The organism is Ferrimicrobium sp. (assembly GCA_022690815.1).
In the GTDB taxonomy this organism is placed as follows: Bacteria; Actinomycetota; Acidimicrobiia; order Acidimicrobiales; family Acidimicrobiaceae; genus Ferrimicrobium.
In genome coordinates, this window is sequence record JALCZJ010000027.1 from 1 (window position 1) to 21,558 (window position 21,558).

The window sequence follows — 21,558 nt, forward strand, 5'->3', positions numbered from 1 at the left end:
CCAGCGATGGTTCAACGGCAATGATGAAACCATGATGGCCACGCATCGCTTGCATAGGTTCTACTGCGAGCCAACGTCGGAGTCGTTGGTGAACTCGAGCATCGACACCGATAGTAGTGGGTCGGACAAACCGGAGCACCTGCTGGCGAGATCCCTACCATTGGCGAGTTGAACGCCCACGCGACCTGAGCTAAACATTGCCTTGGCGATGATATACCAGACACGTGTGCAGCCACCGCGCAAGGGATTGTCGGCGAAACCAGCCCCGATCGATTACCGACTTGCCTAAACGGTTTAACGGCGTTGACTCGACTATCGAGCCTTGCACTGCTGGACTATCCGATAGGCGTCATGTGACAACAACCATCACGTACTTGCTAGCCAACGAAGAAGGCCCATTATCAGACCGAACCATCTCCGCTTCATCAGCGCGAAATCCTCGACCTGCCACCTGTGCTACTCTCTTTTTTTACTTAGGACTCAAGCGCCAGGGGTGATCCCTCACACCAGGGCCTATGCCTCGCTGTTGGCAACCTCGTCGAGTGCGATCTGGAGACTCATCAGTTCATCGTCACCGAGGCGGTCCGCCAGCATGCGGGTGAGAACTCGATCATGGGTCGATAGTGCCTCCCCTAGCTTGTCCCGACCCGCCTCCGTCAGCACCGCGAAGGTGCCACGTCGATCGGTTGGACAACTTCGCCGGGCGACCCAACCCATCAAAACCAGTGAATCGACTCGCCGAGAAAGGGCGCTGCGCGATAGCAGCGCAAGTTGGGCTAACTCGGACAGGCGCAGTTCACCACCTTGAGCAGCGTCAAGATGGAGCAGTACCTCAAAGTCCGCAAAGCTTAGGCCATGGCGTTCGTTCAATTCAAGATCCAGCTGCCAAAGCAGCCGGGCGTGCGCAGCCAAGATCGACCGAAAGGCACCAAGCGCCGACGTTTTGACCGATGAACTACCACATTCTCGCATATTTGGTTGCACCCGCAATTATTTCGTTTATACTGTGTTTTATTCTAACCGACTTATGAAAGGAACAAGACATGGCAACAACGTCAGCAAAAGATCTCGGAATCACCCCCGGAGCATGGAATCTGGATCCCGCTCACTCGAGCGTCGAGTTCACGGTTCGCCACCTTATGGTCTCGAAGGTTCGAGGGCACTTCGAGAAGTTCACGGCTACCACCAACATCGATGATGACGTGACCAAGAGCTCGGTCACCGCCTCCATCGAGGTAGGGTCGATCACCACCCGTGATGAAGCACGTGACAATCACCTGCGCAGCGCTGACTTTTTCGAAGCCGATAAGTACCCAACGATCGAATTTGTCTCCACGGCAATCCGTCCAAACGGCGACGATTGGAAGCTCGTTGGAGACCTCACCATTCGAGGGATCACCAAGCCTATCGAACTCGACCTCGAATTCAACGGAACCCAAGCCGACCCTTACGGCGGTGTCCGCACTGGCTTTAGTGCCACCGGCGAGCTCTCCCGCAAGGAGTACGGAATCGAGTGGAATGCTGCCGTCGACGGTGGTGGCGTGGTCGTTGGTGACAAAGTCACCATCAACCTCGAAATCGAGCTCGTCAAGGCCTAAGTCTCCATCAAGGGGCTATGCCTCTGGGACCGATACTAACTATTGCCGAGGGGCTATCCGATCATCGATCGAATGGCCTCTCGGCTTTTTTCTAGGTCAGCTCGATCTCTACGTATGCGTAATAGCAACCGCCTCCCCCGCCACAAGACCAGATGGCCCAGGCAATCAGCCCATGATCTGGGCCAGCCGGTGGCGATTTGGCCGAGTGGCCGTCTCGTCTCTGACTGAGCGAACCGTGACCACTGGGCACAAAGGAGCCGTCACACCACATTCGCAACCATCAAGCCGGTCGCGATCGACTCGTTTGCTTACGCAACTGATCCATACAAGCTTGGTCCCATGGCGACAAGGCCCACCACGAGAAACCATCGTAAAGGTGGACCCAAAGACCCTTGATCGAATATCCACGATCCGACAACGACCAATCGAAGGCACTCTCTACGGGATCGAGCGCTCTGTGGGACCGAGCGCTCTGTGGGATCGAGCGCTCTGTGGGATCGAGCGCTCTGCAGAATGGAAAGGACTAGCACTCGGTCAATGCGAACCCTCGGCGGCGATGCGCTCGGTTATGCAATAATCTGAGTCACCGGCCGCGCGTTACCCCCGACCCCCGACCGATCAGACGGTCAAGCCAGCCATCTGACAGTCGACGACGTTACTTCTTAGCCGGCTGGTAATACGGGTTGTTGCCGGCAGCGTGGTTGGTCACGTCGACAACCTCGACGATCTCAGGAACGGCATCTTGAATAGCCGTTGCGATGCCCTGGGAAAGCGTCATCGCCGCCAATCCACAACCTTGACAGCCCCCGCCCATCAGTACGTAGGCTCGGCTGTCCACGACGCCCGCGAGCTCCGCGTAACCGCCGTGTGCGGCAATGGCCGGATTGACCTGCTCCGAGAGAATGGCGTTCACCCGCAACGCCAAGTCATTCGCGAGCGCCTCAGGACCGAAGTCGGGCAGATCGCTCGCCTCTGGCGTTGGGGTGTTTGGGTTCACAATCGCGAGTTCGCCGTCATCACCCACCTCCAGCGTCGCGCCGGTAAGCCGTTCAACAGATGCTTGGGGTACCACCACGTTAAGGTCCCCAAAACGCGACTGCACATCTCCTGGTGTTACCTGAGCAAGCTCTTGGAAATAGACGTCGTAGAGGAATGATGTTCCATCATTACCCGCCACCTCGATCCAAAGCGCGAGCGTATCTGGCGAACCCTCATCAGCCAACGCCTCTAAGACCACCTCAACCGCTGCATCGGTTACTCGAAAATCGCTCATGGCTCCCGTTCCTCACTTCGATGAAGTGATATCCTGTCAAGCAGACAACACCTTGGTGTTGCCCCTTGGAGCACCCAAGCTAACCAATCATCGATCGCTCGATCGACCGGTTCACCTGGTGCCAGCACGCCAACGTGCATCGCTCATGGTACCATTCTAGACACATGGAACACATCGTCCTCGTCGTCCCGGCTGAGAGTTACCGGGCGGATGCCTTCCTACAGGCCGCTCAGCGAGCCTCCCAACAGCTCACGGTCGTCACCGACGCCGAATTACCCCTTGGAGACCAAAACCTCGCAATCGAGAGCATGCAACCAACACCCGAAGAACTCGCCCGGATCGAAGAGCTCCTCTTTACCCGTGCTCCCTCGATTGTTCTCGGCGTCGACGAGGTCTCCACTCGGTTGGCAGCCCGACTCAGCGACGCAATCGGTCTCACAACCGAGCGATCCGCCATGGTCGAACGCGCCATCGACAAGGCCACGTTACGCGAAGCACTCGCGCTAGCAGAGGTCAATCAGCCCTCGTTTGTCGTCACTACGATCGCTGCCCTCAAGTCACAAACCCGGAAGGAGTTCGAGACCCTCGTCGACTCCGTTGGTGACGATTTCATTATCAAGCCGACCCATGGGACCGCTTCGAGAGGCGTCATCCGTGCCCATCGCAACGATCTCCACCAGGCGCTCGACCTGCTCAGTCGCGTCCAAGACCCGTCGGCACCAGTGCTGCTAGAACGCTACGTCGAAGGCGCAGAGTTCGCGATCGAAGGCATCGTCCATGGCGATCAACTCGAGATCCTCATGATCTTTGCCAAACCCGACATAGGTACTGGACCTTACTTTTGGGAATCGACCTATATCGGGCCTGCGCATCTGACAGAACGAGAACGGCGTGAACTCACCAGCACCCTCGAACGCGGCATCCGAGCCCTCGGTCTCAAAGATACGCCGATCCACGCCGAACTCCGCCTCGCAAACGAGCGAGCCACCATCCTCGAGATCGCCCCACGCTCCATCGGGGGTCGTTGTTCAGCGGCCCTGCGCTTTGGTGATGGACAGCGTCTCGAGGACATCATCCTCGCTCGGGCCCTTGGTGACACCCGCATCGCAAGACCGCTACACAAGACCGTTGGCATCTACATGATCCCGACACCACGCGAGGGGATTCTCGCCGGGGTTGCGGGTATCGATGCTGCGCGTAGCGTCGGTGGGATTGTCGGCATCGAGATCACCGTGGCGAATGGGACACACGTGTTCCCACCGCCGTTCACCGATCGCTATCTTGGATTCATCTTTGCCCAAGATCCTGGTCAAAGCCGCGTAAGGCAAGCGCTCGCCCGAGCAGCGGGCTTGCTCGAGATTCGGATCGACCCGGTCTACTAGACTGCTTGGGATGTCTGCACTCTTCGTCTCGACTTATGAGCTTGGCCATCAACCCCAGTTTGGAGCCGAACTTGCGGCCGAGATGCCTGAAGGGTCACTCCAGGTTTTGGACCTCACAAAGGTACCCTTTGACGTGGCCCTTGATGCGATCAACCAGGTTGAACAGCTGGTCATCACGGCTCCCATGCTCACCGGAGCGCTCGTTGCGAAGGATCTGTTAGCCGCGCTCGAGGTGGGTCAGCCCAAGCGCACCCTGATCGTGGTGGGGCTCTATGCCAACGTCTTGAAAGAATCACTTGCCCATCCCCCCACCGCCATCTGGCTCGATCGTGCGAGCCCTGCCGAGATCGCCGCCATCTTAGCGCCGGCCTCGACGACAGCATCGGAGGCCAAACCGCGTGTAACTGGTCGACGGCCCTATCGAGTCGATCGCTCCGTCTTAGCGCCACTTGAGCAGTATCGAAGTGTCAGGATCGACGACCGCGACCTCGTGACCGGCTACCTGGAGACGTCGGTTGGTTGCCGACACCGTTGCCTCCACTGCCCGGTGGCCGCCATCTGGAACGGACGAATCGCCGTCAATGACGCAGAGGCAGTCGTAGCCGACGGCCTCGCCCAGATTGAGGCCGGAGCCCAGCACATCAGCTTCGGTGATCCCGACTTTCTCAATGCGCCTCGACACTCGCTGGCCGTCCTGCAAGCGTTGGCAGAAAAAGCGCCCTGGGTTACGTTTGACATCACGACCAAGATTTCAGAGATCCTCCGGCACCGCGATCTCCTTCCACGACTTGGTCAGCACCACGTCAACTTCGTCATCTCCGCCGTTGAAAGCCTCAACGACGAGGTACTTGCCCACCTTGACAAGGGCCACCAGGCAGCCGACGTGGCCGTTGCGAGAGACCTCCTCTACCGCCATGACATTGGTATGCATCCAACCTTCGTCCCCTTTAATCCGTGGGCCGAGATGCATGACCTTGTGGATATCATCGACTTCGTCATCGAGTCGGACGTGATCGAGGTCGTAGAGCCAATCCAGTACTCGATCGAGCTCCTGACGCCAACCAACTCCCTCCTCCCGATCGGCAACGACGACTTTGGGGCCTACGACGCAGACGTGATGGGCTATCGGGTTCGCTATCGCGATGCTCGCCTACCCCAACTCCAGGATCGGCTCTATCGCATCGCGAGCGACGCTGGCGATGCGAGCTTTGGCCAAACCTTTCGCCACATCGCCGAGGCGGTCTACGAAGCCAACGAACTACATGTCCGCGAGGACTATCGGCCACGAGTCGAGGCACCCAATCCGGCGGTGATGAGCGAGCCCTGGTTCTGCTGCGCGGCGCCCGCCAAACCGCGCTAATCCATGGTGGATGCCGAAGAGCTCCTCAGGGGTCTTAGCCGGGAGCAGCGTGAGGCCGTCGTTGCGCCGGCTCCTCTACTCATCGTCGCGGCGGCTGGCTCGGGCAAGACGCGAGTCCTGACCCATCGCATCGCCTATCAGATCGCTACCCACACGGTGCAAAGCACCCGATCGGTAGCGATCAGCTTCACCCGAGCCGCGGCATGGGAGGTATCGAGGCGGCTCTATCGCCTTATCGATGAGGCACCACCCCCGTGCGGGACGTTCCACTCACATGCGCTGGGCTTGGTGCGTGACGGCCTTGGTATGCTCGGTAGGTCGATGCCTCGCCTGATCGGAGACCCCTGGGTGTTGGTGGGCGAGTCCAAACAAAAATTGGGAGAGTCCCGTCGTCGAGCCGTCGCCGCTGAGATTGACCGCCTTCGTGCCCACGGCCTTAACGCCACCGATCTCAGCGAGCATCGAGATTTCGTAGGTATCGCTGACCCAGATGAGCTCATTTCCATCATGGTGGCGATGGAGCGGGCGAAAGCGCGCGAGCACCTCATAGACCTCACCGATGTGGTGCGCATCGCGACCGAGCTGGTCGCACGCAACGACGGGGTTGGGGAGGCACTCCGTCTTCAAGCTCGATGGGTCTACATCGATGAATTCCAAGACGTCAACCCACTACAGCTGCGCTTCATCGAGCGGTGGATGGGTGGCGACCTGAGCGGGCTGACCGTGGTGGGAGATCCAAATCAATCGATCTATGGTTGGAACGGATCGGATCCGAGGCTCATGGCTCAGCTTCATGAGCGGGTTCCGACATTGACGCGCGTCGCACTCTCTGTCAACTACCGATCCACCGCCTCACTGGTTGACGCAGCCAACCCGGTCATCGACCCGGGGCTGGATCTACACGTACGAGCCCAACGCCAAGGGGGGCAATCCCCCCAACTCCTCGAGGCAGCGACCGGGCGAGCCGAGGCCGAGATGGCGGCCCACAAGATCCAGGAACTGCACTATCGTGGGGTTAGTTACGCCTCCATGGCAGTGCTGGCACGGACGATTCGGCAGCTAAGAACGGTTGAGGAGGTGTTTGGACGCCTCGAGATACCCCACAGCGTCCTCGGCATGACGCCGCTAGCATCAGCGCCAGCCGTGATCGACCTCATGCGCACCGCGCGCACCGAACGCCTGGCAATCAGTGAGATCTGCGACATGATCGAGGAGGCCCTGATCGTCTCCACCCCGGAATCTCGGACCAATCAGCGGCTCCTCCTTGAGGTGGCCACCGAGTTGCGGCGGCAGGATCCAGCCGCCGACTATGGGGCACTCGATGAACTGCTCAGGGGTTTGCAGGTTAAAGGCATCGAAGCCGTCTCCATCACGACGTTCCATCGCGCCAAGGGGCTCCAGTGGCATCACGTCCACCTCATCGGCATTGGCGACCGCAGCTATCCGTCGCGACGAGGGCTAGCGCAGTCGCTACTCGATGAGGAGCGTCGCCTGCTCTATGTTGCCATGACGCGCGCGACTGACTCTCTGACGATCAGCTGGTCAAAGCCGAGCACGCGACCGTCGGAGATGCTCACACACCTCCCCTTTGGCGAGGTCATGACCACCCCAGCCTCCATCGCCACCGGCGGCGCTCCATCGCTGGCAACCAAACTCGATCGCTGGCGTGTCATCGTGGCAAAGGAGCGCAAGCTGCCGGCCTATCTGATCCTCTCCGATGCCGATCTGAGACGACTCACCCGTCAGCGCCCAAACGATCGACACGCGCTCGTCACCACGCTGACGACGCCACTTCTGATGGAGTCGCCACAGCTCATCGACCGCCTCATGGCTGAACTCACCAAATGAATGGTTTACCAAGACTTCCTAACGGTTGGCCCCATGACACTGCCTCACTGTTGCTAGCGAAGCCTTTGTTCCAGAAGCTGCCTATCCAAATGATCGACACGGTGGCTGTCATTCGCGCAGCCCCTCGGACCCTTTCCGACACCGCCTATCGCTCAAGTCGAACAAGGTTGTAATCGACGCTGTAAACGATCGGTGCCACGACATCAATGACCGCTCAACCATCACCACAGACGCCTTCACCAACCGATGATCTGCCATCACATGGACCACCCTGCCAGCACAGCACGACGGTGCTGGCACCACTCACGCGCCCTCGTTGGCGTTGGCACCGAGCGCGATCGGTCGTCCACCACCTCAATGGACTCAGTCGATGCGAAACTCCACGATCACGGGCGCGTGATCAGATGGCTTCGGCGCGGCTCGGGTCTCACGATCAACGCGATAAGAACCGAGCTGCTCTCGCAACGACGCTGAGGCTAGCACGAGATCGATTCGCATCCCCATCCCTCGGCGAAAGGCACCCTGGCGGTAGTCCCACCAGGTAAATCGAGGCTCTTGGGTGGTGAGCGCCGTGCCGCAGTCAAACAAGCCAAGGTCGAGAAGGCGACCGAGCGCCGCACGCTCTGGTTCACTCACATGGGTGGCACCGGCTAGCGCCGACGGATCCCAGACATCCTCGTCGACCGGGGCGATATTGAAGTCCCCAGCCACCACCACTGGGCCTGCGTTCATTGCCTCCATCAACCACGTCCTCAGTTGGTCGAGCCACTCAAGCTTGTAGAAATAGTGCGGATCATCGAGCGCACGACCATTTGGGATGTAGGCCGAGCAGACACGGATGCCATGCACCTCGCCGGTAATGAACCGAGCCTCTTCGGCATCACCACCAAAACCCAGCGATTGCTCGATCAATGGCTCACGAGTGACGAGCGCGACCCCATTCCAACTCGAAACCCCCCAATGAGCAACCTGATAACCAAGATCGCTAAAGAGCGCCTCGGGAAAGTCCTCATCTCGAACCTTCGTCTCCTGAAGACACAGGACATCAGGCTGGTGGGTCTCGAGCCAGGCGCTCACCAGCTCGGCGCGTGCGCGTAACGAATTGACATTCCAGGTCGCTAGCAGCACGTCACGCTCCAGCGGGCGCGATGATGAAAAAGAGGTTGACCTCACAACAGAGTTCTCCTTCGACGGTGGCCGTGCCTTGGCCTTTGCCGGCGCGCGCGGAAAGGCTCGTCATCTCGATCGAGAGTTCCAGCAGATCACCGGGGCGAACGACCCTGCGAAACCGCGCTCGATCAATGCCCCCGAACAGTGGCAACGTCCCTGCGTACCGGGGATCGCTTAACACCACGGCCGCACCAAGTTGGGCGATGGCCTCGACCTGATAGACGCCAGGCAGCACCGGGTTGCCCGGGAAGTGACCGGCTAGAATCTCGAGCTCAGGTGACACCGACAAGCTCCCCTGCCCAAAGACTCCGGGCTCCAGGGTGTCGATGCGGTCGACAAGAAGAAACGGCGGCCGGTGCGGGATGAAATCCCGAGGATCGTATGTGGTCATTAGTACTGCAAACCTTTCTCACGCTCGCCACAAGACTAACCCAACACCACCTCATCCGACACCACTTGATCCGGCCCGACCGACAAGGTCGACACAGCTGCATACGATTCCACGCAAGCTCACCAATGACGAGCCAGTGGGCATCGCGATCGAGCCCACGAGACCGCAACCTCGGGTCCCTTGACACATCCGCCGACACACAGCGCCCAAGACCCGCATCAAGCTACGATCGCACTTGGATTCGTCGCCCATCAGGACGAACGCAGATCGCACACAGCGATCGAACGCGATCAGCCACACCCCCACCTCTCCCCGTCCCTGCGGGCACCGCATCACAATGGATGATGGCTCGCCTCCGATCACAGCCGCCACGTAGCGCTAGCGCAGCTGTTGCGGGAATAGGCGCTCTGTCGTTGACACGGTCAACACCATCGAATCAGCATCACTTCGAACGAGCGATCTCGCGGGTGCGCGAGTATCGGGTGATCGATCTACCATCAAGGGTCATGATCGACCGATTCGACACGCGCACCTGGCCACAGATCGTACTCACCGGGTTTATGGGTGCAGGCAAGTCCACACTTGGGAGCGCCCTGGCCACCCAGCTCGACATACCCTTCTTTGACAGCGACCTCCTCATCGAGGCCGAGACCCACACGAGCATCGCCGACCTGTTTCGTAAGGTCGGTGAGCCTCGCTTCCGTGAGCTCGAACATGAGTGCATCGCGCGTGTGGCAGCTCGACCCCGAACGGTGCTCGCGCTAGGCGGCGGAGCCCTCATGCACCCAGGAACCCGATTGCTCCTCGCTCCGTCCTGCGTCGTCTATCTCGAGGTCACGGTCGATACCAGTCGCGTTCGCATCGGTGACCCAGTGGGCCGACCCCTGGCTCAGAGCGCTAACCTCGAGCGACTCCTCACCGAACGCGATCCAATCTATCGATCCACCGCAACCTTCGTGTTGCCCGAACGAGCTGAGACACAAGATGCGACGCTGGCTCGACTTATCACCTCGCTCACCGAGCATCTCTCGCCAGAGCAAACACCGTAACGGGTTCGTGAAAGCGACGTCACATCAGATGGCGTCGGTCGCAATCGATTGATCCGTCAGGGATCCGCTATTAACAAAAATGTCAGCCAGGAAGTTAATGATCCGCTCCATGCGGATGATACCGACGGGTCTACTCCGCTTGTCAACACAGATGATAGGGTCAAAACGCGTCTCACGGGGACGGCTAAGCGCACGGACCGCGATTTCGCGAATCCCTTCTTCGGGGTGCACTACCAGGCTTGGCGCGACTGCCCACGATCGTCCTTCCTCAGAGAGTGATAGTGAACAGATGTTGCCTTTGAGGTCGACCACGCAAATCGTGGCCTGCTGGCTCGAGGCATTCAGTGGCTCAACCGTTGGATCGTCACGGTTGCATCTTGCGTCTTGGGCTTTATCGTTCACCGTAACGACATGGGACTGCAGGAGAGGCTCTCCTTTGACCCTCACGGTTAGAGGATCCATCAGCGCCCCAAGGCTATCTACGTGCATTCGTCGAGTGTTCCCGTAACTGCGTAGCCATTGGATCAAATCGGCTCGCATGGGTTCGGGAGCCAGCGTTGGCCGCCCGATCGCCCAACCCTGCACCAGAGGTACACCGATCTGCACCACCCTTGCCAGCTCCGATGGTGTCTCGACCCCTTCGGCCAGGAGCCAGCCGTTGATACGTCCGACAAAGTCTCCAAACGAGGCACACATCAACGCCTTTACCTCGTCGGTGTCGATGCCGCTGACGAGCTGACGGTCAAGTTTGACGATATCAGGTCGTATTTGGGTCAGCATCGCTAGTCCGGCATAGCCTGAGCCTGCGTCGTCCATTGCAACAAGGGCGCCCCGGGCCCGCAACCACGTGAGTGAGTCGCGGAGGGCATCGGGGTCTACAATTGGCTGGTGTTCGGTCAACTCAATGACAGCGCCACTCAAGTCACGATCGAGAACCATTCGAACCATCGGATGCCCTAGGAGGTGTGGACTTACGTTCACGGTGATAAAGCAATCACGCGGGACACGGCGACGCTCCTGGAACGCACGGGCCAGTGCCAATGCCTCTAATTCGGCCCCGAGACCAATCCTGTCTGCCTCAAGAAAGACGAGATCAGGCGTTATGAAGGATGGCACATCGAAGCGCGCCAGCATCTCATAACCAACCACCCTCGGCCTAAAGACGTTGGCAATCGACTGAAAACGCATGGCAAAACGACGTTCGCCGGCCAGCGTCGAGCGTACATACTCACGCAATTGCATGACATCCTGTCGTTTGACTTCGAGTCGATCAACGACATCTATGCCATCGATCACCCCGAATCGCGGTCTTCCTCTACCCATCCCTAGAGCTTCGACCCCTGGGCCAAAATTCTTGACCCAGGTGACAATCTGTATAACGGCACGCAAGATGACCGTGGCGACAAGCCAATCAACAAAATACAACCTATGCATGCCTGGTACACCGTTGTGGCGCTACGACGCCCATGACACGCTTCGGCCATGTTATCATCGAGTTTTCCTCGACTAGCAATGATGACTAGACTAAACAGGCGTGGCTGATACTTTTGAAACCGATTTTGGACCTAACGACTGGCTTGTCGAAGAGATGCTCGACCATTACCGAGACAATCCGAGCTCGGTACCACAGAGCTGGCAACAGTACTTCAAGAGTCACAACATCGAACCTCGCTTCGCCAACAGTACGGTAACCGATGCCGTCGCCACCGAGGGGCGGCTCCCGGCACATGATCTGGCGAGTTCTAACCCGGCGGCCACCGATACTATTGCCACCAGCAACGGGGTCTTGACGAACGGCACTGGGTTATCAACCAACGGCCAAGAGCCACAGGGTTCGACGCCGCTCACCCCCAACGGCAACAGCGATCGAGTGGCTACCAATGGTGCCTCGATGTCCACGACCCCTCCGGCGACTATGGAGCCAGCTCCCGCCACCGAGAACGCCTCCGCACCCAACAAGCCTGATGCCCCCACCAGCACGCAGCCGCACTCGGCTCCGGTTAGTCCTGCAGCCAAATCAACTGACGCTATCGACGATGCAACTATTAGTCCACTTCGCGGTGCATCCTTGGCGCTTGCCAAAAATATGGACCAATCATTGACGGTACCGACCGCGACAAGCGTGCGTGCGATACCAGCCAAAGCCCTGGAGATCAACAGGTCCATCATCAACAACCAACTGAGTCGCGAAGGTCGAGCCAAAGTCAGCTTCGGTCACCTCATCACCTGGGCCATCATCAAGTCCCTCGCCAAGCATCCAAGGATGAACGCCAGTTTTGTACCAGCCAGCGATGGTGCAGCTCCTGCGATCAAAAGTTATGAACACGTCAATCTCGGCGTCGCCGTCGACATCGTCCGCCGTGACGGACAGCGCACGCTCATGGTGCCAGTACTCAAAGACATCGACACCAAAACTTTTGCTCAGTTCGTCACCGCTTACGATCAGCTGATCGCAAAGGTTCGCGAGAACCGTGCCACCGTCGATGACTTCATCGGCGCCTCTGTCAGCGTCACCAACCCCGGGACGATTGGGACCGAGCATTCCATTCCGCGGCTCATGAATGGCCAAGGGGCCATCATCGGTGTCGGCGCCATCGGGTATCCCGTGGAATTCGGCGCTGCCGATCCAAGAACACTCGGGGAGCTCGGCATCTCTAAGACGGTTACCCTGACCTCAACTTATGACCACCGCATCATCCAGGGGGCCGAATCCGGTCAGTTCCTTGCTGATGCGGCGGCCCTCATCGAAGGTCAAGACCACTTTTACCAGGAGATCTTCGCCTCACTCGACGTCGCCTACGTGCCGGCGATCTACACACCTGACCACAGCTCGCTTGGCGCCGATTCGCTTGAGCGCCAAGAGAAGCAGATCCACGTCCAGACGCTGATCAACAACTACCGCGTCCGGGGCCACCTGTTGGCACGCCTCGACCCACTGAATCTGATGAAGCCGACGATGAGCCCTGAGCTCGATCCGGAGACCTATGGGCTCACTCTCTGGGATCTGAGCCGGGTCTTCCTTACCGATGGGCTCGCTGGGACTACACAACTCACCCTGGCCGATATCCTCCAGCTACTGCGTGACAGCTACTGCGGCTCTATTGGCTATGAGTACATGCATATCCAAAATCCAGAAGAGAAGCACTGGATCCAGAACCGGGTGGAGGGAGTCCGCCCCACCATCACCAAAGAGGATCAACTCCGAATCCTGACCACATTGAACGATGCTGAAGCCTTTGAGAAGTTCCTGTCGACCCGCTACATCGGACAAAAGCGCTTTGGCCTCGAAGGTGCAGAAAGCGCCGTCGTCTTCCTCACCGAAGTGCTCAACCAAGCGGTACGCGGTTCGGTCACCTCGGCCGTGCTCGGCATGGCTCACCGCGGTCGACTCAACGTGCTCGCCAACATCGTTGGCAAGTCCTACCGAATGATTTTTGAGGAGTTCGAGGGCAACCTCGATCCGTCCTCCGTGCAAGGCTCTGGCGATGTGAAGTATCACAAGGGCTTTGAAGGAACGTACTATACGCCGGATCGTACCGAGGTGCCCATCACCCTGGCTGCCAACCCATCGCACCTTGAAGCGGTCGATGGGGTCGTCGAAGGCATGGTGCGAGCAACGCAGGACCTGCGTGGCAACCTCTTCGAGTTTGCCGTGCTCGGGATCTTGGTCCACGGCGATGCCTCCTTTGCTGGCCAGGGAGTCGTAGCCGAGACCCTCAACCTCTCCCAATTGCCTGGATACCGCATCGGAGGTACCGTCCACCTGGTCATCAACAACCAGGTGGGCTTTACCACTAACCCCAACGAGGCGCGCTCCTCGGTCTACGCCAGCGACATCGCCAAGATGATTCAGGCGCCAATCATCCATGTCAACAGTGACGACCCGGAGGCCGTGATGCGAGCTGCCCAGATCGCTGTGGACTATCGCGAAGCGTTCCATAAGGATATCGTCGTCGACATGATCTGCTACCGGCGCCATGGGCACAATGAAGGTGACGAACCAAGCTACACCCAACCGGTGATGTACCGGGTGATCGACTCCCAACCTTCAGTGCGAAAGCTCTACCTTGAACGCCTGGTGCGGTCGAAAGCCATTACCGAAGAGGAGGGCGAGCAGGCCCTCGATGCCTATCTCGCACGCTTACAGCAGGCGCTCGTCGAGACCCGGGAGGCAGCGCCACCCAAGCCGACTGATCTGCCAGCACCTCCGCCACAGAACGTGGCGGTACAGAACGTGTCAACCGCGGTTACCAAGGAGCAGCTGGACTACGTCGTCGATGTCCTCAACCGAACGCCCGATGGTTTCACGCTGCATCCAAAGCTTGCCAAACAGTTCCAGACAAGGTCAGAGCTGTACGCCGATGGTGAGGTCGATTGGGCTCTCGGAGAGGCCTTTGCCTTCGCTACCGTCATGCTCGATGGACATGACGTCCGCCTCTCTGGTCAAGACAGTCGTCGCGGCACCTTCTCACACCGCCATGCCGCACTCTATGACTATCAGAATGGCTCAACCTATCAGCCACTGGCTGCGATCCGCGATGATAGCCAGGCTCCGGCATCGGCGACGCCGGGCCGGTTCATGATTTATGACTCCTCGCTCTCTGAATACGCAGCGATGGCCTTTGAATACGGGTACTCACTCATCCACAAGCAGGCACTGACGATCTGGGAAGCTCAGTTCGGAGACTTCGCCAATGGCGCCCAGATTGTCATAGACCAGTTCATCGCCGCCGCCCACGACAAGTGGAAGCAAGAATCTGGACTGACGCTGATGCTGCCACACGGTTACGAAGGTCAGGGGCCAGAACACTCGTCAGCCAGGCTGGAGCGCTTCTTGTCGCTGGCAGCCGGGCCGAACATGACCATCGCCAATCCGACCAGCGCAGCCCAGCTGTTTCACCTGTTGCGTGCCCAGATTCAACGCCCATCTCGCCGACCACTCATCATCCTCACACCCAAGTCCCTGCTGCGAGCCAAGCAATCAAGGAGCCCGGTCGCAGACTTTCTCGAGGGAGGATTCCGAGCGATTCTCGACGACCCAACATTGGCAACCGGCTCCCCAATTCGTTTGGATGTTCGTCGTATCGTGTTGTGTTCGGGCAAGATTGGCTACGAGGCGCTTGCCCAGCGCGATCGTGGAACTTCGGTGCCGACCGCCATCGTGCGCGTCGAACAGCTCTATCCATGGCCAGAGCGGGAGCTCGTCGAGCTCCTCGAGAGCTACCCTTCAGCCACCGAGCTTGTGTGGCTCCAAGAAGAACCTGAGAACATGGGGGCATGGCCGTTTGCTCACGCTCGACTCCATCGTGCGGGCGAGCATCGCCTGCGGTTGGTGCACGTATCGCGCGTTGCGACTGGGTCTCCCGCGACCGGCTCGGCCGCCATGCATGCACTCGAGCAGAGCGACATCCTTGAGCGTGCGGTCTCAAAGCCACTGAGCTAGCAAGCGATCTCGTAATTCGACACGAGGCCGTGTTGTCAGAGACTATGCGGTTACAAGCCATGTGGAGAGAGATCATGCCCTTGCTGGAGACCACATATGTTGGGCATGCGGTTGTTGAGGCGTGGGCGACAACACAACCAGGCAGTAAGTTACTCCGTCAGAGATGGCACTACATGGTGGGTCACAGAACAGTTTCGAACTGTTGACGAAGTACCTCTGCGAGTGCCCCGGGATTGGTGAGGTGTGCGCCATGGCGCGCATGCATGACGCAGTAACTCATCGCGTTGGTGACCTCCACAAGCTGGGCAAGACCAAATCGATGATGATGCGACGGCCTCTCGGAGATGCCCGCCACGACATCAACCCCGATCGAAGCCAAATCGAAGGCGATCTCGCCGGTGACCAGTTGGCCAAGCTCACGCAAGAAAACCGCACCCTCTGCTCGTCGCAGTCGCTTGGTGCGATCGGGTAGCCGCTCCCAAACAGCATCGGAGATCATTCTCCTTAAGAAGGCCTCTGCGAGATCACCAGCACGCTCGACATCGACCCGTCCCAACGCCGCATCGACGGGGTCCACATCCCAATCCTCCCCCCACCAGGCTCCTCCGGGAAGCGGTGATTCAAAGGTCGACACCCCCAAGACGTTGGGATGGCCCAAAGATGCCAACCATAAGGCATAGGTCCCTCCCAACGAGTGACCAAAGACAATCGCGGGCTTTTCGTCAAGGATGGCACGGAGATCTCCAAGCTGATCACCAACATCGACTGGCTCGGCATCGAGCGAGTGAGCATACCCAGCACGATCCCAAATCACCACCTCGATCGGTGCGAGCTGCTGAGCGAGCACGCGAAACGAGTTGCCACGATCCATGGCTCCGTGCACGGTCACCAACCTCGGTGCGCGAGGGTCCGGGTTGAGAATTTCTCGGTGAATAACAGATCGCAGGGGCACAGATCTATCCTAACTGGCCGACGATCGGCCATCGAGGCCAAGGTCGTTGCCCAGTCATCGGTCCAATCGACGCCGTGAGCGCCCGTGTGCACCATCGAAATGCCTGCGCTAGGCTACGAGCATGTCACCTGCGAAGATCTTCTACACCAACGACGAGGCCGAACTTATTGCACTGGCCGAACACTATCCCTTTGGCGATCTCATCACCGTAGGACCAAGAGGTCCCTTGACGACAGCCATACCATTGCTCATCACCAAAGTGGATGAACAGGTTGTCATTAAGGGTCACCTCACTCGCACCAACCCCCAATGGCGACAGTCGCAAACCGATGTCAAGGCACTGGCCGTCTTCCGTGGAGACCATGGCTACGTCTCGCCCCGATGGTATCAGACCTCAGCACAAGACCAACACCACGTGCCGACCTGGAACTATTCACGCGTGGAGGCCCGTGGTGAGCTTGCGTTCTTCACCGATCCTGAACCACTCAGAGCCCTCGTGAGCGCCCTAACTGCCAAGTTTGAGCCGCCCGTCCCAGCGGGCTGGAGTCCAAGCCAAAGCCCCCAGGACTATATCGACCGTCAACTCACGGCGATCGTTGGCTTCACGCTGAGGGTTACCGAACTCACCGGCATCCGCAAACTCTCACAAAACAAACCGCTCGAGGACCGAATTGCGGTGATAGCCTCGTTGCGCGAGCTTGGCGAGGACTCGTTGGCATCCTCGATGTCGGAGCTGCTCGATGGAACCACCAGCGAGGAGGGATGAACGTCCCTTCTCGGACGCACTGGACTTGAACTGCCCTCATTTGACCTGCCCCGTTTCCATCTGCTGAGTTTTGACCCGCTAAGCCTTGCACGGCACCTTATCGAGAAATGCTAGGAGCGTGCTGAATAAGTCATGTTTCAAGAACATCACAGCTCTCTGACCTGGACTTTTAGCATCTCAGTTTGGCAATAATCGGGCTTATTCAGCACGCTCCTAGCCCCTATTGCAACGCGACAACACGCACCTATTGCCAATGGAGGTTCTCGTATCGTTGTAACGCCGGGTAACTCTTGACACGGGCACCAATGATCAGCCTTGTGCCCACAGGCACCCTTGCCGATCAGCCTTGTGCCCACACAGGCACCATGATCGCTATCTGGCCCTCGTCATGACGCGGTAGGGCATCGCCACACCATGCGAGAGAGACTCTAGAGCAGATCGAGATCGACCAGGAGGTTCTCGACATAGGGAATCATTGCAAGGTCCCCTATGCACTCCTTGGTACACCAACGCAGCTCAGCGAGCTCATTACCATCGGCAACCATCGCGCTATCGTCTACACACCGTGCACGATAGATCGCCGAGGTGTACTCTACTTTGTCGCCGTTTGGGTAGGCGACGCGATATCGGGGCCCACCCACAACGGTGATTAATTGGGGGCTCAGACATCGCAGACCAGTCTCCTCGGCGACCTCACGAATGACGGCCTCAACGGGCGTCTCCCCGAACTCGATGGCACCGCCTGGCAATGACCACCCGTGCATGCCCACCTGTCTCACGAAGAGCAACTCTCCCGCATTGCGTTCGATCAGTGCGACCGCACTTGCCAACAAAAGCCAGTCGTGGCCGACGATAGACCGAAGGCGCTGTACATACTCAGAGATCGCCATACCCGTGAGCTTAGCGGGGTCCGACGACACGTTTCGGCAAACCACTGCCCTAGCAGATCAATGTTCCACACCATCTGTAGCTATACTCAACCGACACAAAATTCGTCAAGACGGCCGCGTTCCCCACCGGGCAGCGAGACCTTACTCTGACTTCTCTTACTCTTCGCCATTACTTCTTGGCGCCCACGAGCGCCTGCAAAGCGGAGGAGAGCGATGTCGACTCGAAGGTAAACCCAGACGACTCGAGTGCTCTTGGAACAATGTTTTGTGAGACCAGTGCGAGCTCGCGGGCCATCTCCTTGCCGAGGACAAATTCGAGTGCAAAAGCCGGCACGTTAACGACCGCTGGGCGATGCAACACCGCTGCCAGCTCTCTGGTGAACTCCCGATTGGTCACCGGATTGGGAGCCACGAGGTTCACTGGCCCCTGCACCGACTCAATTGTTAGGCAATGGACAATGGCTCGCACCTCGTCGCTGAGCGTGATCCAACTCATGTACTGGGATCCACTTGCGAGCCGCCCGCCGAGGCCGGCCCGAAAAAGCGGAAGTAGCCGACCGAGCAGTCCTCCCTTCGTGTCGAGCACGAGTCCCGTTCGCAGCAGCACCACACGGGCGCCAAAAGCCCGAGCCTTGACGCTTTCGGCCTCCCAGTCAGCAACTACCTTTGCCAGGAATCCCTCGCCCTGAGACGACTCCTCCGTCAGCTCTTCCGCTCCTCTGTCGCCATAAAAGCCAGATGCTGAGGCCACCAACACCGTCTTCGGAGGCTTCGCAAGCTCAGAGAGCGCCGTCACCAGCGAGCGCGTTCCATATACCCGCGACGAATAGACACGTGAGCGAATTTGTGCATCCCAACGATGGTCACCGATCGGCTCTCCTGCCAGATGAATAACCGCGTCGACACCCTCGAGGCCCGCAAAGCTACTCGGACCGCCATCAGGATCAAAAAAAAGCGGTGACGGCTGTCCGCCGTCGGGATGCTCGACCGAGGCCACCGTTTGGGTTGAATCCGTGGCCGTGGGTGAAGCGTCCGATCCTGTGGCGCGGCTCGCACCGCGTGACACCTCGATGACCGTGTGGCCAGCCCCAGTCAACTCCCTCGCCAACGCAGACCCAATAAGGCCATGGCTCCCTGTCATTGCAATCTTCATCTTGACGCCTTCCAGCACGCTTGCCTGTCTTTGAGCTATAGCACCTGGATGGGGGTAAACATTCCGCCTCATCGTCATCTGGCCCCCGCTGAGCTCCGACACGCTGGTCGAGTTCCAGCCACTCAGCGGCTGCCCACCTCATCCGACACGAGCACAACCACGACACGCCTTGTTGGGCCCAACAGCGCCGCAGCTCACTGACCAGCTGTAGACCCAGAAGGTCGCAGCCGGAACCACGACCTCGACGAAGCACTGTTTATCTAAAGACAAGACTGGCTCGACATCGCCGAGCCAGCCATCATCGAGTCACTATCGCCCAAGACCTTAACTAGCGATCGCAGCCTTGGAAGGCTGATGATTCACAGCGATACGGCGTGGCTTTGCCGCCTCATGCACCGGAATCGTCACAGTCAAAACTCCGTCGACGTAATCGGCCACAACACCTTGGGGATCCAGATCAGAGCCGAGATAGATCGACCGCTCGAGCGATCCACTGAAGCGCTCAGCGACCACCATCTGCTCCTCCTCCTTATGTTGCACTTCGCGGCGAGCCCTCACCGTCAAAACATTGCGTTCGACGGTGACCTCCAGACCATCTGTAGCAATACCAGGGAGATCAAACTGCACCACGTAGCTGTCATTCACGCGATAGGCGTCCACCGGCATGGTGGAACGGGCATCTCGCTGAACAAGCGACTGGAACATCCGATCGAACTCCCGATATGGGTCGATACGCATAACCATCATGTACCTCCTGTTATCAACAGGCAGCTCTCGCTGCACACCCATTGTAATGCTCTATGGCGAGCATCTATTCCACAGTATACAAGATTTCTTGAGTGCATACGACTCATATTTACTACATAGTAAGCCATAGCTTTTCTAAAGCCAAACTTCTAAGCTCGAGCATCTCGGGTTCGTTGCCAGCGTTGCTCCTCCTCACCTATCAGCGTCGTCGGAGGAGCAGCGACAAATGGCCAGATCTCGCTCGCCACCTCCCGCCAGTTTGCCGTCGCCTCAAGGTAGCCAAGCAGGGCATAGAGGCCGAGGTTGATGCGCTGCAGCACGACAAAGGCCCGCGGCACGTTGAGGTACTTCGACACTGGGTGCGAGTGATCGAAGGTATGGTGCAACAACTGACTCGCATACGCGCTGGTCACGGTGAAGGGACGATCCTCGAGCACGATATCGTAGAAGTCACGGAAGAAGTCTGCCACCTCATCCGGGTCGAGATCGTCAGCAGTGACCAGTCCCGCCTCATGCACGACCTTACCAAAGCGCACGCGATCATGTTCTATCACCATCGACTCGATCATCGACTCAAAGATCGCAATCTCCCCGGCCGTGAACTCCTTGGTAAATCCAAAGTCGAGAAAACCGATGCGACCACCGTCGAGGAAGAGATAATTACCTGGGTGTGGATCTCCGTTGAAGAGTCGGAGTCGATAGAGACTACGGAAAACGAACCTGAAGAGCACCTCACCATAGGCGTCACGAACCTCTTGGGGTTCGGACAAGATCTCATCGAACCTACGGCCATGCAAATACTGGGTGGTCAAGACGTGGGCCGATGAGAGTCGGAAGAACACGCGGGGAACGACGATCCGGGGGTGCCCCTGGTAATAATCGGCGAACGTCTGAGTACGCTGGGCCTCCTTGGTGTAATCGAGCTCCTCACCAAGGCGAATTACAAGTTCGTCAGCCATCTCGCCGGTCGCCATGGATGGGAAGAGCAGCTTTAACGCCCCGGTCACGAGGCCAGCATTGGAGAGGTCGGCGCGAATCAGCGCTGCGGCGTCGGGAAACTGAACCTTGATCGCCACCTCTTCACCACTGCGCAGGCGTCCCCAGTGCACCTGCCCGATCGATGCGCTCGCGATAGGAACAGGATCGATTTCGCCGACAACTCGGTAGAAATCTGGCAGCTCCGCAAGAATACTTTGCTCCACCAACGCAAACTCCATCGTCGGTGCGTCACGTTGAAAACTCGCCAACGCTCCACGCAGCTCAGCGTCGACACCGGCGTCGAGATACCCTGCCATCTGGGCGAGCTTGGTCATGACACCTCTTGTCTCGGCGAAACGCTCTTTGATGTCGGCAGCGGTAGCGATACGAGCGCGCTCGAGTGCTGCCTCCCGCTTGGATCGTGGCACAAGCTTGACACCTGCACGCCGAATCGACGTCCGCGCCATGAGACCAGAGAGCATCGATACCGAACGATAAAGACGACGCACATTGAGACCCATACCGCCAGCCTACGGTCGCTGCGCAGCTCTGGGAGCC

The 21,558-nt window shown here is 58.7% G+C and carries 17 protein-coding genes; 7 read left to right on the forward strand and 10 right to left on the reverse strand.

Going from position 1 to position 21,558, the window contains the following annotated elements:
* Window positions 1–513 precede the first annotated feature (513 nt).
* On the reverse strand, window positions 514–972 hold the full coding sequence (locus MP439_08555; GenBank protein ID MCI2976111.1) for a MarR family transcriptional regulator: 459 nt from the start codon (window positions 970–972) through the stop codon (window positions 514–516).
* Window positions 973–1,043: 71 nt separating this feature from the next.
* Between MP439_08555 and MP439_08560 the strand changes: the two genes are divergently transcribed.
* Window positions 1,044–1,598 (forward strand): YceI family protein, encoded by a 555-nt coding sequence (locus tag MP439_08560; protein MCI2976112.1) that lies wholly within the window; start codon window positions 1,044–1,046, stop codon window positions 1,596–1,598.
* A gap of 655 nt (window positions 1,599–2,253) precedes the next feature.
* On the opposite strand, the gene MP439_08565 is transcribed toward MP439_08560, so the two are convergent.
* Window positions 2,254–2,871 (reverse strand): NifU family protein, encoded by a 618-nt coding sequence (locus MP439_08565; GenBank protein ID MCI2976113.1) that lies wholly within the window; start codon window positions 2,869–2,871, stop codon window positions 2,254–2,256.
* A gap of 164 nt (window positions 2,872–3,035) precedes the next feature.
* Between MP439_08565 and MP439_08570 the strand changes: the two genes are divergently transcribed.
* Genes MP439_08570 through MP439_08580 form a run of 3 tightly spaced genes read left to right on the forward strand, consistent with a single transcriptional unit; the run spans window position 3,036 to window position 7,461 of the window.
* Window positions 3,036–4,253 (forward strand): ATP-grasp domain-containing protein, encoded by a 1,218-nt coding sequence (locus MP439_08570; protein ID MCI2976114.1) that lies wholly within the window; start codon window positions 3,036–3,038, stop codon window positions 4,251–4,253.
* A gap of 10 nt (window positions 4,254–4,263) precedes the next feature.
* Window positions 4,264–5,613: a hypothetical protein gene (locus tag MP439_08575; GenBank protein MCI2976115.1), complete on the forward strand. Its 1,350-nt coding sequence runs from the start codon at window positions 4,264–4,266 to the stop codon at window positions 5,611–5,613.
* 3 nt (window positions 5,614–5,616) lie between these two features.
* On the forward strand, window positions 5,617–7,461 hold the full coding sequence (locus MP439_08580) for an ATP-dependent DNA helicase UvrD2 (GenBank protein MCI2976116.1): 1,845 nt from the start codon (window positions 5,617–5,619) through the stop codon (window positions 7,459–7,461).
* A 363-nt stretch (window positions 7,462–7,824) separates the two neighbouring features.
* Here MP439_08580 and MP439_08585 read toward each other — a convergent pair whose 3' ends face one another.
* Together MP439_08585 and fabZ are read right to left on the reverse strand one after the other, a co-directional pair.
* A complete protein-coding gene (locus MP439_08585) occupies window positions 7,825–8,634 on the reverse strand; it encodes an exodeoxyribonuclease III (protein MCI2976117.1) in 810 nt (269 codons plus the stop codon).
* Window positions 8,591–9,022 carry a 3-hydroxyacyl-ACP dehydratase FabZ gene (gene fabZ, locus MP439_08590; protein ID MCI2976118.1) on the reverse strand — a complete coding sequence of 144 codons (432 nt, stop codon included), beginning with the start codon at window positions 9,020–9,022 and terminating at the stop codon, window positions 8,591–8,593. The genes MP439_08585 and fabZ overlap by 44 nt, the downstream gene beginning before the upstream one ends.
* 413 nt (window positions 9,023–9,435) lie before the next feature.
* Between fabZ and MP439_08595 the strand changes: the two genes are divergently transcribed.
* A complete protein-coding gene (locus tag MP439_08595) occupies window positions 9,436–10,071 on the forward strand; it encodes a shikimate kinase (protein ID MCI2976119.1) in 636 nt (211 codons plus the stop codon).
* 24 nt (window positions 10,072–10,095) lie between these two features.
* Here the strand turns inward: MP439_08595 and MP439_08600 are convergent, their stop codons facing one another.
* Window positions 10,096–11,505, reverse strand: a complete 1,410-nt coding sequence (locus MP439_08600) for an EAL domain-containing protein (protein ID MCI2976120.1) — start codon at window positions 11,503–11,505, stop codon at window positions 10,096–10,098.
* Window positions 11,506–11,605: 100 nt separating this feature from the next.
* Between MP439_08600 and MP439_08605 the strand changes: the two genes are divergently transcribed.
* Entirely contained in the window at window positions 11,606–15,514 is a 3,909-nt protein-coding gene (locus MP439_08605) for a multifunctional oxoglutarate decarboxylase/oxoglutarate dehydrogenase thiamine pyrophosphate-binding subunit/dihydrolipoyllysine-residue succinyltransferase subunit (GenBank protein ID MCI2976121.1), read from the forward strand.
* Window positions 15,515–15,695: 181 nt separating this feature from the next.
* On the opposite strand, the gene MP439_08610 is transcribed toward MP439_08605, so the two are convergent.
* The gene (locus MP439_08610) at window positions 15,696–16,466 is read right to left on the reverse strand and encodes an alpha/beta hydrolase (GenBank protein ID MCI2976122.1); all 771 of its coding nucleotides are present in this window, start codon (window positions 16,464–16,466) and stop codon (window positions 15,696–15,698) included.
* Window positions 16,467–16,587: 121 nt separating this feature from the next.
* On the opposite strand from MP439_08610, the gene MP439_08615 reads away from it, so the two are divergent.
* Window positions 16,588–17,232 carry an FMN-binding negative transcriptional regulator gene (locus tag MP439_08615; GenBank protein MCI2976123.1) on the forward strand — a complete coding sequence of 215 codons (645 nt, stop codon included), beginning with the start codon at window positions 16,588–16,590 and terminating at the stop codon, window positions 17,230–17,232.
* A 428-nt stretch (window positions 17,233–17,660) separates the two neighbouring features.
* Here MP439_08615 and MP439_08620 read toward each other — a convergent pair whose 3' ends face one another.
* The 4 genes from MP439_08620 to MP439_08635 form a co-directional block, all read right to left on the reverse strand.
* On the reverse strand, window positions 17,661–18,122 hold the full coding sequence (locus tag MP439_08620) for an NUDIX domain-containing protein (GenBank protein ID MCI2976124.1): 462 nt from the start codon (window positions 18,120–18,122) through the stop codon (window positions 17,661–17,663).
* Window positions 18,123–18,291: 169 nt separating this feature from the next.
* Entirely contained in the window at window positions 18,292–19,275 is a 984-nt protein-coding gene (locus MP439_08625) for a TIGR01777 family oxidoreductase (GenBank protein ID MCI2976125.1), read from the reverse strand.
* Window positions 19,276–19,599: 324 nt separating this feature from the next.
* Window positions 19,600–20,013 carry an Hsp20/alpha crystallin family protein gene (locus tag MP439_08630; GenBank protein MCI2976126.1) on the reverse strand — a complete coding sequence of 138 codons (414 nt, stop codon included), beginning with the start codon at window positions 20,011–20,013 and terminating at the stop codon, window positions 19,600–19,602.
* Window positions 20,014–20,171: 158 nt separating this feature from the next.
* Window positions 20,172–21,521, reverse strand: coding sequence for an AarF/ABC1/UbiB kinase family protein (locus tag MP439_08635; protein MCI2976127.1), 1,350 nt, complete (start codon window positions 21,519–21,521; stop codon window positions 20,172–20,174).
* Between the last annotated feature and the right edge of the window lie 37 nt (window positions 21,522–21,558).